The organism is Rhodococcus sp. Leaf233 (assembly GCF_001426165.1).
GTDB classification, from domain to species: Bacteria; Actinomycetota; Actinomycetes; order Mycobacteriales; family Mycobacteriaceae; genus Rhodococcoides; species Rhodococcoides fascians.
Genome location: NZ_LMRO01000008.1, coordinates 388,387 through 403,850, shown reverse-complemented (window position 1 = coordinate 403,850; position 15,464 = coordinate 388,387). Strand labels below are relative to the sequence as shown.

At 65.5% G+C, this 15,464-nt stretch carries 15 protein-coding genes; 11 read left to right on the top strand and 4 right to left on the bottom strand.

All coding sequences use genetic code 11. The annotated features are described in order from the left end of the window. Positions 1–96 precede the first annotated feature (96 nt). The 4 genes from ASH04_RS09825 to ASH04_RS09810 are packed head-to-tail and all read left to right on the top strand — an operon-like array spanning position 97 to position 3,174. The gene (locus ASH04_RS09825) at positions 97–756 is read left to right on the top strand and encodes a DUF3043 domain-containing protein (protein ID WP_027497392.1); all 660 of its coding nucleotides are present in this window, start codon (positions 97–99) and stop codon (positions 754–756) included. Positions 757–761: 5 nt separating this feature from the next. Further along, on the top strand, positions 762–1,331 hold the full coding sequence (gene cobU, locus ASH04_RS09820) for a bifunctional adenosylcobinamide kinase/adenosylcobinamide-phosphate guanylyltransferase (protein WP_032368122.1): 570 nt from the start codon (positions 762–764) through the stop codon (positions 1,329–1,331). A 44-nt stretch (positions 1,332–1,375) separates the two neighbouring features. Further along, complete coding sequence (cobT, locus tag ASH04_RS09815; RefSeq protein WP_230074370.1) at positions 1,376–2,410, top strand: nicotinate-nucleotide--dimethylbenzimidazole phosphoribosyltransferase; 1,035 nt, start codon at positions 1,376–1,378, stop codon at positions 2,408–2,410. Between the two features lie 2 nt (positions 2,411–2,412). Then, positions 2,413–3,174, top strand: a complete 762-nt coding sequence (locus ASH04_RS09810; RefSeq protein ID WP_027497395.1) for an adenosylcobinamide-GDP ribazoletransferase — start codon at positions 2,413–2,415, stop codon at positions 3,172–3,174. Here the strand turns inward: ASH04_RS09810 and ASH04_RS09805 are convergent, their stop codons facing one another. Both ASH04_RS09805 and gcvT read right to left on the bottom strand, forming a co-directional pair. Beyond that, a complete protein-coding gene (locus ASH04_RS09805) occupies positions 3,175–4,278 on the bottom strand; it encodes a branched-chain amino acid aminotransferase (protein WP_027497396.1) in 1,104 nt (367 codons plus the stop codon). It abuts the gene before it with no gap. A gap of 41 nt (positions 4,279–4,319) precedes the next feature. Further along, positions 4,320–5,420, bottom strand: a complete 1,101-nt coding sequence (gene gcvT, locus ASH04_RS09800; RefSeq protein ID WP_027497397.1) for a glycine cleavage system aminomethyltransferase GcvT — start codon at positions 5,418–5,420, stop codon at positions 4,320–4,322. 129 nt (positions 5,421–5,549) lie between these two features. Here gcvT and ASH04_RS09795 point away from each other — a divergent pair, with 129 nt between their 5' ends. After that, positions 5,550–7,073: a leucyl aminopeptidase gene (locus ASH04_RS09795; RefSeq protein WP_027497398.1), complete on the top strand. Its 1,524-nt coding sequence runs from the start codon at positions 5,550–5,552 to the stop codon at positions 7,071–7,073. A 49-nt stretch (positions 7,074–7,122) separates the two neighbouring features. Here the strand turns inward: ASH04_RS09795 and ASH04_RS09790 are convergent, their stop codons facing one another. Continuing rightward, positions 7,123–7,464 (bottom strand): hypothetical protein, encoded by a 342-nt coding sequence (locus tag ASH04_RS09790; RefSeq protein WP_027497399.1) that lies wholly within the window; start codon positions 7,462–7,464, stop codon positions 7,123–7,125. A gap of 378 nt (positions 7,465–7,842) precedes the next feature. Between ASH04_RS09790 and sucB the strand changes: the two genes are divergently transcribed. The 5 genes from sucB to ASH04_RS09765 all read left to right on the top strand — a co-directional run bounded on the left by sucB (position 7,843) and on the right by ASH04_RS09765 (position 13,330). Further along, positions 7,843–9,636, top strand: a complete 1,794-nt coding sequence (gene sucB / locus ASH04_RS09785) for a 2-oxoglutarate dehydrogenase, E2 component, dihydrolipoamide succinyltransferase (RefSeq protein WP_027497400.1) — start codon at positions 7,843–7,845, stop codon at positions 9,634–9,636. A 149-nt stretch (positions 9,637–9,785) separates the two neighbouring features. Continuing rightward, entirely contained in the window at positions 9,786–10,676 is an 891-nt protein-coding gene (locus tag ASH04_RS09780; protein ID WP_027497401.1) for a TIGR01777 family oxidoreductase, read from the top strand. A gap of 21 nt (positions 10,677–10,697) precedes the next feature. Further along, on the top strand, positions 10,698–11,489 hold the full coding sequence (gene lipB, locus ASH04_RS09775; protein WP_057473402.1) for a lipoyl(octanoyl) transferase LipB: 792 nt from the start codon (positions 10,698–10,700) through the stop codon (positions 11,487–11,489). A 10-nt stretch (positions 11,490–11,499) separates the two neighbouring features. Beyond that, on the top strand, positions 11,500–12,513 hold the full coding sequence (gene lipA, locus ASH04_RS09770) for a lipoyl synthase (RefSeq protein ID WP_176457962.1): 1,014 nt from the start codon (positions 11,500–11,502) through the stop codon (positions 12,511–12,513). Between the two features lie 61 nt (positions 12,514–12,574). Beyond that, positions 12,575–13,330 (top strand): DUF4191 domain-containing protein, encoded by a 756-nt coding sequence (locus ASH04_RS09765; RefSeq protein ID WP_027497404.1) that lies wholly within the window; start codon positions 12,575–12,577, stop codon positions 13,328–13,330. A 37-nt stretch (positions 13,331–13,367) separates the two neighbouring features. Here ASH04_RS09765 and ASH04_RS09760 read toward each other — a convergent pair whose 3' ends face one another. After that, positions 13,368–13,832 (bottom strand): RDD family protein, encoded by a 465-nt coding sequence (locus ASH04_RS09760; RefSeq protein WP_032368127.1) that lies wholly within the window; start codon positions 13,830–13,832, stop codon positions 13,368–13,370. Between the two features lie 169 nt (positions 13,833–14,001). Here ASH04_RS09760 and glnA point away from each other — a divergent pair, with 169 nt between their 5' ends. Beyond that, complete coding sequence (gene glnA / locus ASH04_RS09755; protein ID WP_032368128.1) at positions 14,002–15,438, top strand: type I glutamate--ammonia ligase; 1,437 nt, start codon at positions 14,002–14,004, stop codon at positions 15,436–15,438. Positions 15,439–15,464: the final 26 nt, after the last annotated feature.

Here is a 15,464-nt window from a genome sequence, read left to right as displayed (position 1 = left end):
GGAAGTGTAGGACCGCAGTGCCCGAACAGCATCCGGTGCTGCGCCGCTGACCTGGCCGGTGTTCGAGTGCCTCCGCTCATCCCATACTCTGGTTGCGTGAAGCTGCTACGCCGTGGAAACTCTGACAATTCGGACGGACAGGACTCGAACGAGCCCGAGTCGACTGTGTCCGCCGGCGAGGCGACCTCGCCGGTGTCTCTCGGCAAAGGCCGACCGACCCCCAAGCGCCGTGACGCCGAGGCCCGCCGCCGCGGGCCGGTCGCTCCGGCTCCCCTGACGAGCAAAGAGGCACGAGAGCGCCGCAAGGCGAACAAGGGCAGCAAGGAAGACCGTAAGGCTGCCTCGAACGAACGGCGTGCAGCAGCTGCGGAGCGTCGGGCGCGCATGCTCGCGGGCGACGACAAGTATCTGCTGCCTCGCGACAAGGGCCCGGTGCGTGCCTACGTTCGCGACATCGTCGATGCGCGGCGCAATCTGGTCGGCTTGTTCATGCCGCTCGCTCTCATTCTCATCTTTGCGCTGTTCCTGCAGCCGCAGGTACAGCAGTACGTCACTCTCGGCATGTTCGTGATGATGCTGTTCATGGTCGGCGAGGGCATCTACCTCGGCAAGATGATCAACAACCGCATTCGCGTCCGGTTCCCCGACACTCCCGACGGCGGCTTCAAAATCGGCTGGTACGCCTTCGTACGGGCGTCGCAGATTCGGAAGATGCGTGCCCCCAAGCCGCGAGTGAGCGCCGGCGAGGCCGTCTGACGTCGGTGGCCGTGCCGTCTCGAACGCTCGTCCTCGGCGGAGCCAGATCCGGTAAGTCCGCGCACGCAGAATCGTTGGTCACGACCCGCCCGGTCCGTTACGTCGCGACCGGACAGCGCGATGCGTCCGACGAAGACTGGGAGCAGCGCATCGAACTCCATCGTGCGTCGCGTCCGCCCGAGTGGACCACGGTCGAAACCGTCACCGGGCTGGCGGCGGTGGTGGCTCAGCCCTGGGGCGGCACCACGATGGTCGACGATCTGGGCACCTGGCTGACGGGAATGCTCGACGACGCAGCGGCCTGGGACCTGCCTCGCGGGACGATTGCTCCGGCCGTGGACGACTTGATCGCGGCGGTCTCGGACTGCAGGTCGACTCTCGTGATTGTCAGCCCCGAGGTCGGCATGTCCGTCGTTCCCGAGTCGCGTTCGGGTCGACTGTTCCGTGACGAGCTCGGTGTCCTCAATGCGCGTCTCGCGCACGTGTGTGACAGGGTTCTGCTGGTCGTCGCGGGCCTCGCGCTGACCCTCAAAGAACCACCGGCGGATTCCCTGACCGCGAAAGGCCCAGTGTGACAACTCCTGTGGACGAGATCCCGGCAGCCTCACCGTTTCGACCGGTGCCTTCGCCGTCCGATTCCGCGCGGTACGAAGCTGCCGAGCGGCAAGGTCGGTTGACCAAGCCGGCCGGTAGCCTCGGCCGTCTCGAGACGCTCGGCGAGTGGATCGCCGCCTGCCAAGACGTCAGTCCGCCGACGTCCTTCGAGCGCGTCCGTGTCGTCGTCTTCGCCGGCGACCACGGCGTCGCCGCTCATGGAGTGTCCGCCTACCCGCCCGAGGTCACGGCGCAGATGGTCGAGAACATTCGCGCGGGCGGTGCTGCGGTCAACGTCCTCGCGACCATCGCCGGGGCCACTGTTCGGGTGGTCGACATCGCTGTCGACGCCGACACCGATCCGTCGGTGTCGGCCTTCAAGATTCGGCGCTCGAGTGGTTCCATCGACCGCGAGGACGCACTGAGCGAGGACGAGGTGCGCGCCGCCGTCGCCGCCGGCGCTGCCATCGCGGACGAGGAGGTCGACGCTGGTGCGGACCTTCTCGTCGCAGGCGACATGGGCATCGGAAACACCACGCCCGCAACCGTATTGATCGCCACCCTCACCGATGCCGAACCGGTCGCTGCCGTCGGCCGCGGCACCGGAATCGACGACGCCGGGTGGATCAGGAAGACCGCTGCGATCCGGGACGCGATGCGGCGGGCTCGGCCGGTCGCCAAGAATCCCACCGACCTGCTGCGGGTGGCCGGTGGTGCCGACATCGCTGCCCTCGCCGGCTTCCTCGCGCAGGCGGCGCATCGGCGTACCCCGGTGATCCTGGACGGTCTCGTCGTCACAGCAGCAGCACTGGTGGCGGAGGACGGTGCGGCCGGTGCCAGCGCCTGGTGGGTCGCCGGGCATCGTTCGGCCGAGCCCGCCCATTCACTTGCCTTGCGGCACTTGCGACTCGAGCCGTTGGTGGAGCTGTCGATGCGACTCGGTGAAGGCTCCGGCGCGTTGACGGCCTTGCCGCTCGTTCGTGCGGGAGTCGACACGTTGAATTCGATGGCAACGTTCGCCGACGCCGGCGTCAGCACCGGCGACCCCGAAGTCCGCTGACCGTGAGGCTGCGGGCCGAGGGTCTGGTGCTCGCGTTCTCGTGGTTGACGGTGCTGCCCGTGCGTGGCCCGTCGCAGGTCGACAGGATCCGCGCCGGTCGCGCGATAGCGCACGCTCCCCTGGTCGGTCTCGTCCTCGGGTGCGTGTGTTCGGCACTGCTGTGGGCGACGACGGTTGCCGGGCTGTCGGCAATCCTGTGCGGCCTCATCGCCGTTGCCGCCGCCGCGCTGCTGACGCGCGGGATGCATATCGACGGGTTGGCCGACACCGCCGACGGGCTCGGCTGTTACGGCCCGCCCGAACGTGCGCGGGAGGTCATGAAGTCCGGTAGTGCCGGACCGTTCGGGGTGGCGGCCATCGCTTTGACGTCGGCGATTCAGGCCGCGAGTCTGGGTCAACTCGCGCAGGAGCGACTGTGGTGGGCTGTCGTCGTGGTCGCGGTGACTGCCCGGGTGGCGGCAGTCCTGGCCTGCCGCAAGGGAATCGACGCATCGACGTCGGGCGGCTTCGGCGCCCTCGTGGCCGGAACGCAGTCCAACGCCGTCCTGACGCTGTGGGTGATTGCGGCAGCAGCTGCGTCGGTCTTCGCGCAACCCGATCGACCCTGGCAAGGGCCGCTGGTCGTCGTCGCGGTCCTGACACTGTCGGTGTTTGCCGTTCGACACTGCGTCCGACGCTTCGGTGGCCTCTCGGGCGATGTTCTCGGTGCCGCAATCGAGACCACTACGGCGTCGGCCGCGGTGGGCCTGTTGATCGGCAGCTGATCAGCGGAGCTTGGTCATCCAGCCGTGGGTATCGGCGAAGGTGCCGCGCTGGATGCCGGTGAGGGTGTCTCGCAGTGCGAGCGTGATCTCACCGGGTTCTCCGCCTGCGATCTCGAAAGAACCGTCGGTGGATTTGACGCTGCCCACCGGGGTGATGACAGCTGCTGTGCCGCAAGCGAACACCTCGGTGATCTCGCCCGCTTCGGCACCCTTGCGCCACTCGTCGGTGGAGATCCGTCGTTCTTCGACGGGGATGCCGGAGTCCGTCGCCAAGGCCAACAGCGAGTCGCGCGTGATTCCGGGAAGCAGCGATCCGGACAGCGAGGGCGTCACCAACCGGGCGTCGGAACCCGAGCCGAAGACGAAGAACAGGTTCATGCCGCCCATCTCTTCGACGTATCGGCGCTCGGTGGCGTCGAGCCAGACCACCTGATCGCAGCCCTCGTCGCTGGCCTGCGCCTGCGCGAGGAGGGAGGCGGCGTAGTTGCCTGCGAACTTCGCGGCACCGGTGCCGCCCGGTGCTGCGCGGACGTATTCGGTGGACAACCACACGCTCACCGGTTTGACGCCACGTGGGAAGTACGCGCCTGCGGGTGAGGCGATCAGCATGTAGCGATACGCGTCGGCGGGGCGCACGCCCAGACCGGCTTCGGTGGAGAACATGTAGGGCCGTAGATAGAGCGCGTCCTCGCCGCCCGCCGCCGGGACCCACTCGTGATCGAGCTCGAGCAGCTTCTCGATAGAGCCGATGAACAACTCGTCCGGCATCTCGGGCATGGCGAGCCGCTTGGCCGAGGTACGGAATCGTTCGGCGTTGGACTGCACCCGGAACGTGGACAGATCGCCGTTGGGCTGGCGGTAGACCTTCAGGCCCTCGAAGATCGCTTGGCCGTAATGCAGGACCATCGCCGCGGGGTCGAGCTCGATCGGACCGTACGGGGTGATCCTCGCATCGTGCCAGCCGCCGTCGCGGGTGTAGTCGATGCTGACCATGTGGTCGGTGAAGTGCTTTCCGAATCCGGGCGCAGCAAGTACCGCGTCACGCGCCGCGGAGGTTGCGGGCGAAGGATGCTGCACATACGTGAATTCGGAAACACCTGTCATGCCGGGAATCCTATCGTGGGGTTCGTGGCGGTCTCACGCGGTCACCTGGTCTTGGCGACGACGAACGGCGGTGCGACCACTTCGCAGCGCAGGGCGCGGCCTCGAACGTCGACCTCGACCTCCGAACCCACCGCGGGAGCGGCCTGCGCGTCGAGGAGTGCAAGGGCGATACCGACCTTGAGAGTGGGCGAGAAAGTGCCGGAGGTCGTCGTTCCGAGATCGCGTCCCGACGCGCGCACGGTGAGACCGGGGCGTAGAACGCCGCGATCGAGAGCTCTGAGCCCGCGCAGAATCCGTGCCGGACCGTCTGCCTTCTGGGCGGTCAATGCGTCCTTGCCCCAGAACGAGTCCTTGTTCCACCCGATCGCCCAGCCGCATCGTGCTTCGAGGGGCGAGATGTCCTGCGCCAGTTCGTGTCCGTGCAGCGGGTACCCCATTTCGGTGCGCAGCGTGTCGCGCGCTCCGAGCCCGCACACCTGACCGTCCCGAGACCGCACCGCAGCCAGCAGCGCCAGGAACAACGGTTTCACGTCGTCGGCAGACGGGATCAGCTCGTAGCCCTGTTCGCCGGTGTAACCCGTGCGGCAGACCCGGACAGGCAGCGAGTTCCAGGTGGCGTCCTCGAATGCCATGTAGTCCATATCGGTCGGTAGACCCAGTTCCTGCAGAACCTCGGACGCCTTGGGCCCCTGCACGGCCAGCACTCCGAACTCGCGGTGCCGGTTCACCACCGAGACCCCGGCGGGGGCAGCGGCAGCCATCGCGTCGACCACAGCTGCCGTGTTCGCAGCATTGGGTACCAGAAACACGTCCTCGTCGGAGACGAAGTAGGCGATCAGGTCGTCGACGACGCCACCGGACTCGGTGCAGCACAGCGTGTATTGCGCTTTGCCCGGTTCGATCCTGGCCAGGTCGTTGGTGAGGACGGAGTTCACGAATGCGGCGGCCCCGGGGCCGGTCACCGACGCCTTGCCGAGGTGGCCGACGTCGAACAGACCCACCGTTTCACGCACTGCCGTGTGCTCGACGACGACGCCGGCGTACGAGACCGGCATGGTCCATCCACCGAACGGTGCGAACGTCGCGCCGAGTTCGGTGTGCACGGCGTGGAGTGGTCCTTCGATCAACTCGGTGTCGGTCATGGCGGCCACGCTAGCTCACCTTGCGGAGCGTCTCAGGTCGGTCGCCCCGGTACGTCCCTCGATCGTCGACGCCGCCGACCGTCATTAGGATCGAGGGACATACACGTCAACCCCTACAGGAGCAGCCACGTGCCTTCCCCCTCGACGCTCACCCGCACTCTCGGACCCGACCTGGTTCTCGCGGGCAAGCTCGGTAAGAAAGTCGACGTACTCGTCGTCGCATTGAGCACGAGTGACGACGGCCTCGAACTCTCCATCACCGACGACATTTCCGACGATGCGATCGCCACCGAATTGCTCGACGCGTTCGAAGCCGTCGGTGCCACCGGCAAGGCCGACGAAGTAGTGCGTATTCCGGCTCCGGCCGGTCTGGCCGTGGCGAGTGTGTTGGCCGTGGGCCTCGGCAACGCCGCCGACATCGACAGTGAACGCATTCGTCACTCGGCCGGCACCGCGGCTCGCGCGCTGTCCGGTGTCGAGACGGCGGCCACGACGCTCTCGGCGCTCGATCTGGGTGCGGCTGCCGAGGGCTTCTTCCTCGGCGCGTACCAGTTCGCCGAGTTCAAGTCGGCTCTCTCGGCACCGAAGCCGTCTGCGCTTCCGGTGACTCGCATCGAGTTGTTGGTGCCCGACACTCGCTCCAAGGATGCCAAGCGCGAATTGGAGAGGTCGATCGCGATAGCCGAATCAGTGGCTGTCGCAAGGGATTTCGTCAACACTCCGCCCAGCCATCTCTACCCGGAGGAGTTCGCGGCTCAGGCCAAGGCGCTGGGCAAGGCGGCCGGCCTCGAGGTCGAGATTCTCGACGACAAAGCCCTCGAGAAGGGTGGCTACGGCGGCATTCACGGAGTGGGCAAGGGATCGTCCCGACTGCCTCGGCTCGTGCGCCTGACGCACTCGGGAGGCAAGCGCGGCGCGAAGAAGGTTGCCCTCGTCGGTAAGGGAATCACGTTCGACACCGGCGGCATCTCCATCAAGCCTGCTGCCGGCATGGAGAACATGACCTCGGACATGGGCGGTGCGGCAGCGGTCATCGCCACGGTGGTGCTCGCCGCCAAGGTCGGTCTGCCGCTCGACGTCATCGCCACCGTCCCGATGGCGGAGAACATGCCGTCGGGCACCGCTCAGCGCCCCGGCGATGTGCTCACCCAGTACGGCGGCATCACCGTCGAGGTGATCAATACCGACGCCGAGGGCCGCTTGGTACTCGCCGACGCGATCGTGCGGGCCTGCGAGGACGATCCGGACTACCTGATCGACACCGCGACGCTGACGGGCGCTCAGGTCGTCGCACTCGGCAACAGGACTCCCGGCGTGATGGGTACCGACGACTTCCGCGACCGCGTCGCAGCAATCTCGCAGGCGATCGGCGAGAACGGATGGGCCATGCCGTTGCCGAAGGAGATTCGCCGCGAACTCGACTCCAAGATCGCAGATCTCGCGAACGTCACCAACGGTCGAGCAGGTGGCATGCTCGCGGCCGCTCTGTTCCTGAAGGAATTCGTCGCCGAGGGCGTGGAATGGGCTCACATCGATGTCGCGGGCCCGGCATACAACACCGGTGGTCCGTTCGGCTACACCGGCAAGGGCGGCACCGGGGTTCCGGTCCGAACCATGTTCGCGGTTCTCGAGGACATCGCCGACAACGGCTGATCGTCTCCCGTCCGTGCGCGAGGCCCCATGCCCTCGCGCACGGACGGCGTCAGCTGTCGCGCTGCTGTTGTTCGCGCTGCCGAATCAGCTTCTGCCGAGCGTCGTGATCACGCATCCGCTGCGGATAGCCCGTCTTGCGGACGTCGTACACCGGAATCTTCAGGTCCGATCCGATCTTTCGTACATATTTTTCATCGAGCGGTCGACGCGTCCACTCACCGTCGTTCGCGACCAGAACCACCGTGAGCGGCGTGACCGTCGTTTTGGGTTCCACGTAGGCCTCGACGCCGATTCGTGTCGAGGTCCAATCGGCCAGGTACTGGGCAACCGAGCCTTCGGGTGCCCGTTTCGCGCCCCCACCGCTCGACTTGAATCGATCGAACAATCCCACGCGAACTCCTCTTTCGTACGGCCGGCGAAGTCCGAGTTTCGGTGCCGGATCTTTGTTACCCACCAGTTCGACAGGCGTGTTGCACGCCCTAGGGGAACGGCGAGGCGACATCAATGGAAGGATGACATTAGAGGGTTCAGCTCTCTTGATTGTGAACCAAGGCTCGTGAAGTGAGTAAGTGAGTTGCCGAGAGGGAGTGTCGACGTGGGCGCTGGATCGAGCCGAACGTGCTCGGTGAGTGTCGATCGCACCGGTGCCTCCGTCGAACCGAATCACCCAACTCTCGTCCATGAACCCTGTTCCGCCAGCACAATGGTCTGCGACCACAAGTCGTAAGAACTACATCACCCGCATACAACTGTCGAGGAGTCAACAGACATGGCCTTCTCCGTCCAGATGCCAGCTCTCGGTGAGAGTGTCACCGAGGGAACTGTCACGAGGTGGCTCAAACAAGAAGGCGACACCGTCGAAGTCGACGAGCCATTGCTCGAAGTCTCCACGGACAAGGTCGATACCGAGATCCCGTCGCCTGCTGCCGGTGTTCTCACCAAGATCGTCGCTCAGGAAGACGACACCGTCGAGATCGGTGGCGAGCTCGCTCAGATCGGTGACGCGGACGAGTCCTCCTCGTCCGACGCACCCGCCGAGGATGCCGCTCCCGCCGAGGAATCGGCACCGGAAGAGCCTGCCGAGGAGCCCACTCCCGCAGCCGAGCCCGAGCCGCAGGCCGAGCAGGAAGCTCCCGCAGCGAGTGCCTCTTCCAGCTCCTCCGACTCGTCCGGATCCGGCACCCCGGTGACGATGCCCGAGTTGGGTGAGTCCGTCACCGAGGGCACCGTGACGCGCTGGCTCAAGGCCGTCGGCGACGAGGTTGCAGTGGACGAGCCGCTGCTCGAGGTGTCCACCGACAAGGTCGACACCGAGATCCCGTCTCCGGTCGCAGGCACCCTGCTCGAGATCTCCGCCGAGGAAGACGACACCGTGGCCGTCGGCGGCCAGCTTGCAGTCATCGGTTCCGGCTCACCCGCCGAGAAGGCCCCCGAGCCCGAGGCAAGTCCGGAGCCCGAGGCTCCGAAGGCCGAAGAGCCCAAGGAAGAGCCGAAGCCCGAGCCGAAGCAGGAAGCCCCCAAGAAGGAAGCTCCCAAGGCCGAGCCGAAGCCTGAGCCGAAGCAGGAAGCCCCCAAGGCCGCTCCCGCGAAGGAATCGGCACCGTCGGGCGATTCGAGCCCGTACGTGACTCCCTTGGTCCGCAAGTTGGCGTCGGACAACGACGTCGATCTGTCGTCCGTCAAGGGCACCGGCGTGGGTGGACGCATCCGCAAGCAGGACGTTCTCGCTGCAGCCGAGGCCAAGAAGGCTCCCGCTGCTCCGGCTGAGGCCGCGGCACCCACCGCAGCGTCGAAGCCCGCAGCACCGGCGACCGCGGGAGTTCGTCCCGAGCTCGCACACCTGCGCGGCACCACGCAGAAGATCAACCGAATTCGTCAGATCACCGCGAAGAAGACGCGTGAGTCGCTGCAGACTTCTGCTCAGCTGACGCAGACCTTCGAGGTCGACGTGACGAAGATCGCCGGCCTGCGTACCAAGGCGAAGGCGAAGTTCGCCGAGAACGAGGGCGTCAACCTGACGTACCTGCCGTTCTTCGCGAAGGCGGTCGTGGAAGCACTCAAGGCTCACCCGAACGTCAACGCCAGCATCAACGAGGACGCGAAGGAGATCACGTACCACGCCGATGTCCACCTGGGCATCGCGGTGGACACCGAGCAGGGCCTGCTCTCCCCCGTCATCCACAATGCCGGCGACCTGTCGCTGGCCGGACTGGCACGCGCGATCAACGACATCGCCACTCGCGCCCGTTCGGGTGGGCTCAAGCCCGACGAGCTGTCCGGTGGCACGTTCACGATCACCAACATCGGCAGCCAGGGCGCGCTGTTCGACACCCCGATCCTGGTTCCGCCGCAGGCGGCCATGCTGGGTACGGGTGCGATCGTCAAGCGTCCCGTCGTCGTCAAGGACGACTCGGGCAACGAGTCGATCGGTGTTCGCTCGATGTGCTACCTGCCGCTCACCTACGACCACCGGTTGGTGGACGGAGCCGACGCAGGACGCTTCCTGACGACCATCAAGCAGCGTCTCGAAGTGGCATCGTTCGAGGCCGATCTGGGTCTGTAGACAACCGGCGAGTGTCGCGCCACGTATTCTCGTAGGAGCGCGAAACATTCGCATCGGGGTCTCGTTCACCAGGGGCACGGACAGAGCATCCGGGGCATCATTCGTTCGCGAATGGTGCCCCGGAGTGCGTCAAGGAGGCTTTCGTTCACATGCGCGTAGTCATTGCAGGTTCATCAGGCTTGATCGGCACAGCTCTCGTTGCAGCTCTGCGCGGCCGCAGCCACGACGTCACCAGACTGGTCCGACGCTCACCGGCGGGACCGGACGAGTCGCAGTGGGACCCGTCGCACGGCAGTATCGACCCCGCTGTGCTGGCCGGTGCCGATGCGGTCGTCAATCTGTGTGGTGTCGGCATCGGCGACAAGAGATGGTCCGGTGCGTACAAACAACTGGTACGCGACAGTCGCATAGCGCCGACCGAGGTGATCGCGTCGGCGGCGGCCGACGCGGGTGTCCCCACCCTGATCAATGCCAGCGGCGTCAATTTCTACGGTGACACCGGCGACCGCGTGGTCGACGAGACTGCTCCGGTAGGAGACGGATTTCTTGCCGAGGTGTGCCGAGACTGGGAGAACGCCACGGCTGCGGCGTCGGAGGCCGGAGTTCGTACGATCCTGTTGCGCAGCGGTGTGGTGTTGTCACAGCGCGGCGGAATGCTGGGCAAGCTTCGCCCGCTGTACCTGTTCGCGCTCGGTGGTCGATTGGGCAGTGGCCGTCAATACTTTCCATGGATCTCGTTGGAAGACGAAATCGGTGCCATCGTCCACGGTATCGAGAACGATGCGTTGCGCGGACCGGTCAACATGGTCGGGCCGACGCCGGTGACCAACGCCCAGTTCAACAGTGCGATGTCCCGAGCGGTGCATCGTCCGGCACCATGGGTGGTGCCCGGGTTCGCCCTGAAGGCGGTCATCGGAGAGTTTGCCGAGGAGGCGATCCTCACCGGGCCGCGAGCCATTCCGAAGGCACTCGAGGACGCCGGCTACACCTTCGAGCACAACACCGTGGGCGAAGCACTGCGGGTGGCTGTCGGCTCATGACCCGGCGTAGCGTTTCGGTTCATGAGTGACGTGAACGCCCCGTCGAATCAGGCCACCGGCACCGACTCGGCCCGGGCGAGCCGCGAACCGGTCGTGGTGCGAGAACTGGGCACCGTCGAGTACACCCAGGCGTGGGCTCTCCAGCGGGAACTGGCCGACGCCCGCGCCGACAATCGGGGCCCGGATACGTTGCTGTTGCTCGAGCACCCTTCCGTGTACACCGCGGGGCGGCGCACCTCGGAAGAGGACATGCCGCGCGACGGTACCCCTGTGGTCGAGGTGGACCGCGGCGGCAAGATCACTTGGCACGGGCCAGGCCAACTGGTCGGCTACCCCATCGTCGCGCTGGCGCAGCCGATCGATGTCGTCAAGTACGTCCGCCGGATCGAGGAAGCGCTGATTTCCGTGGTGTCCGATCACGGCATCGCGTGCGGGCGGGTGGACGGCAGGTCCGGGGTGTGGCTCGCGTCCGAGGTTCGCGACGGCGTGCTTCTACCCGAACGCAAGATCGCGGCCATCGGCGTGCGAGTTCAGCGCGGCGTGACCCTGCACGGCTTCTCCCTCAACTGCAATTCGGCAATGACGGGCTTCGACGCGATCGTGCCCTGCGGAATCGCCGATGCCGGTGTGACGTCGCTGTCGCTCGAGCTGGGACGAGACGTGACGGTCGACGAGGTACTCGAGTCGGTCACGACGGCAGTTCTGGCCGCATTGGACGGATCGATGCCGGTCAGAGACCACGAGCTCGGGCGCCCGGAGATCACTACCGCCACGGTCAACCCGCAATTCACGACGGTTCGGTTCGGCGCGTAGCATTGCTGAGGTGACTGTGGCCCCAGAAGGACGCAAGCTGCTCCGCCTCGAGATCCGAAATGCGGAGACCCCCATCGAACGCAAACCCAGCTGGATCAAGACCAAAGCCAAGATGGGCCCGGAATACACCGAGCTCAAAGGTCTTGTGAAGCGTGAGGGTCTGCACACGGTGTGCGAGGAAGCCGGCTGCCCGAATATCTACGAATGCTGGGAAGATCGCGAGGCGACCTTCCTCATCGGCGGCGAACAATGCACCCGTCGATGCGATTTCTGCCAGATCGATACCGGCAAGCCCGAGGATCTCGATCGCGACGAGCCTCGCCGCGTGGCGGAGAGTGTGCAGGCCATGGGGCTGCGGTACTCCACTATCACCGGGGTCGCCCGCGACGATCTCGAAGACGGTGGTGCGTGGCTGTACGCAGAGACCGTCCGGTACATCAAGAAGCTCAACCCCAACACCGGCGTCGAACTGCTGATCCCCGACTTCAACGCCAAGCCCGATCAGCTGGCCGAGGTGTTCTCCTCCCGCCCGGAGGTGTTGGCCCACAACGTCGAGACCGTGCCGCGCATCTTCAAGCGCATCCGTCCCGCATTCCGGTACCAGCGGTCGATGGACGTCATCACCGCAGCGCGTGACGACGGTCTGGTCACCAAGTCGAATCTCATTCTCGGCATGGGCGAGACTCCCGAGGAAGTCCAGGAAGCGATTCGCGACCTGCACGAGGCGGGCTGCGACATCCTGACGATCACCCAGTACCTGCGACCGTCACCGCGGCACCACCCCGTCGAGCGGTGGGTCAAGCCGGAGGAGTTCGTCGAGCACTCCGACTACGCCACCGAGGTCGGGTTCGCCGGCGTGCTGGCCGGCCCGTTGGTCCGCTCCTCGTACCGCGCCGGACGCCTCTACGCGCAGGCCATGGCACACCACGGTCGCGAACTGCCCGAGAGCATGAGCCACCTCACCGACGGCGGCGAAGCTTCTCAGGAGGCCAGCTCGTTGATGGCTCGGCTGGCTCCTCGCTGATCGATCCACTCGACGTAGCGCGATGCACGTGAGCGTCGGCACAGGCCGTATCCTGTGAGGTATGGCGAACGGCAGTAAAGCTGGCAAAGCGGCAAAGCCCAGCAAGGAAGCAAAGGCGGCTGCCAAGGCAGCCCGCAAGCAGGCATCGAAGGAACGGCGCAGCCAGTTGTGGCAGGCGTTCCAGATGCAGCGTAAGGACGACAAGGCTCTCCTTCCGCTGATGATCGGAGCGGTGGTCGGTCTCGGGCTGATCGGCTTCCTGATCGGTCTGGCCTTCGGCTTCCAGTGGTTCCTTCTCCCCATCGGTCTCCTGCTGGGCGTGCTGGTCGCGTTCATCATCTTCGGCCGGCGGGTTCAGAAGTCCGTGTACAAGAAGGCCGACGGTCAGGCCGGTGCTGCGGCGTGGGCCCTGGACAATCTTCAGGGATCGTGGCGTGTCACCAATGCGATCGCAGGCACCACTCATCTCGACGCCGTGCACCGGGTGATCGGGAAGCCCGGAGTGATACTCGTGGCCGAGGGTGCGCCGCAGCGTGTGAAGACCCTGCTGGCCCAGGAGAAGAAGAAGACCGCCCGGCTGGTGGGCGATACTCCGATCTACGACATCATCGTCGGCAACGGGGAGAACCAGATTCCACTGTCGGGTCTGCAGAAGTACCTGTCGAAGCTGCCGAAGAACATCGACGGCAAGCGGATGGACACCATCGAGTCCCGGCTGGCCGCGTTGGGAACCAAGGGTGGCCCGGCAATGCCCAAGGGACCGATTCCCGGTGGGGCCAAGATGAAGGGCGTTCAGCGGACCATGAAGCGTCGCTGACCCGTATTTCGACCGACAGCCCTGGTGCGTCGACCCCTCAGCGGGTCCGCAGCAGGGCTGTTCCCGTTGCGCGGTCGTGCATTCCCCGGCCGTCCATGTCGGTGATCACGGCCGGGACGACGAACAGCAGAATGAGCTGCCGCACCAATGCCCGGACGAAACCGACTCGCGCATGGGCGTCGATGCGTCCCACCTGCACTCCCACGATGAACTGCCCCGGGGTGAACGAGAACAGCGAGACGCTCGCGATTCCTACGACGAACCACACGGCCAGCACGATCGTCGAGATCAGTCCGCTGGTGGTGTAACCGCCGAGAATCAGCGACGCCACACCGGTGGCCATCGTCCAGTCCAGCAGCAACGCCAGGACTCTGCGACCGGTTCCGGCGAGTGCGCCGACGCCCTGCGCGGGCAGACCGAGTTGTTCCCCACGGAAGTTCTGCGGCGGTCGTGGGTTCGCGGCCGCCGGTCCGGACAACCAGGACCCTGTCATTCGTGCCATGATTCCCAGGATAGGCGCGGTCGGGCGCGCGGAAAAACGGGTGGACGTACTGTTGTTCGTGCCAACCGTGAACCACGACGTGTAACACGGGCGAAACACGAGCTTGACGGGCGGGCAACACCGAGTCCATACCGTCAGTTCGACGGACTCTCAACTAAGGAGCAAAAGCGTGGCGTTTTCCACGGCCCAAGAGGTCATCAAGTTCATCGCAGATGAAGGAATCGAATACGTCGACATCCGATTCACGGATCTGCCGGGTGCACAGCAGCACTTCTCCATCGCTGCCAAGGCGTTCACGGCCGACACCCTGGAAGACGGCCTCGCGTTCGACGGCTCGTCCGTCCGCGGCTTCCAGTCGATCCACGAGTCCGACATGATCCTGCTGCCGGACTACGCCACCGCTCAGGTCGACCCGTTCCGCAACGCCAAGACGCTGAACATCGACTTCTTCGTCCACGACCCGTTCACGCGTGAGGCCTACAGCCGCGATCCGCGCAACGTTGCTCGTAAGGCCGAGGAGTACTTGGCCAGCACCGGCATTGCCGACACCGCGTACTTCGGTGCCGAGGCCGAGTTCTACATCTTCGATTCGGTTCGCTTCGATTCGCAGGCCAACGGCGCGTTCTACGAGGTCGACTCGTCCTCGGGTTGGTGGAACACCGGAGCCGAGACCGAAGCCGATGGCAGCCCCAACCTCGGCTACAAGGTTCGCTTCAAGGGCGGTTACTTCCCCGTCGCGCCGTACGACCACTACGTCGACCTGCGCGACCAGATCTCGACCAACCTGCAGAACGCAGGCTTCGAGCTCGAGCGTGCCCACCACGAGGTCGGCACCGGCGGTCAGCAAGAGATCAACTACAAGTTCAACACGCTGCTCCGCGCGGCGGACGATCTGCAGCTGTTCAAGTACATCGTCAAGAACACCGCCTGGCAGAACGGCAAGTCGGCAACCTTCATGCCGAAGCCACTGTTCGGCGACAACGGCTCGGGCATGCACGTGCACCAGTCGCTGTGGAAGGACGGTAAGCCCCTCTTCCACGACGAGGCCGGATACGCCGGACTGTCCGATCTGGCACGTCACTACATCGGCGGCATTCTGCACCACGCTCCGTCGCTGTTGGCCTTCACGAACCCGACGATCAACTCGTACCACCGCCTGGTGCCGGGCTACGAAGCCCCCATCAACCTGGTCTACAGCCAGCGCAACCGCTCTGCGGCAGTGCGCATCCCGATCACCGGTAACAACCCGAAGGCCAAGCGCCTCGAGTTCCGCGCGCCGGACTCCTCGGGCAACCCGTACCTGAACTTCGCCGCTCAGATGATGGCGGGCCTGGACGGAATCAAGAACAAGATCGAGCCGATGGCTCCGGTCGACAAGGACCTCTACGAGTTGCCGCCCGAGGAAGCCAAGAACATTCCTCAGGCACCCACCTCGCTCAACGCGGTCATCGACCGTCTCGAGGCCGACCACGACTACCTCACCGAGGGTGGCGTCTTCACCACCGACCTCATCGAGACGTGGATCTCGCTCAAGCGTGAGCAGGAGATCGCTCCGGTCAACCTGCGTCCGCACCCGTACGAGTTCTCGCTCTACTACGACGTGTGAGTTCTCGGGTCATCTTTCGTCGGTGA

Excerpts from the sequence above, each read along its gene's own strand:
- sucB (WP_027497400.1), top strand. The coding sequence starts at position 7,843 with ATGGCCTTCTCCGTCCAGATGCCAGCTCTCGGTGAGAGTGTCACCGAG.
- lipB (WP_057473402.1), top strand. The coding sequence starts at position 10,698 with ATGAGTGACGTGAACGCCCCGTCGAATCAGGCCACCGGCACCGACTCG.
- ASH04_RS09805 (WP_027497396.1), bottom strand. The coding sequence starts at position 4,278 with ATGACAGGTGTTTCCGAATTCACGTATGTGCAGCATCCTTCGCCCGCA.
- gcvT (WP_027497397.1), bottom strand. The coding sequence starts at position 5,420 with ATGACCGACACCGAGTTGATCGAAGGACCACTCCACGCCGTGCACACC.
- ASH04_RS09780 (WP_027497401.1), top strand. The coding sequence starts at position 9,786 with ATGCGCGTAGTCATTGCAGGTTCATCAGGCTTGATCGGCACAGCTCTC.
- ASH04_RS09765 (WP_027497404.1), top strand. The coding sequence starts at position 12,575 with ATGGCGAACGGCAGTAAAGCTGGCAAAGCGGCAAAGCCCAGCAAGGAA.
- ASH04_RS09760 (WP_032368127.1), bottom strand. The coding sequence starts at position 13,832 with ATGGCACGAATGACAGGGTCCTGGTTGTCCGGACCGGCGGCCGCGAAC.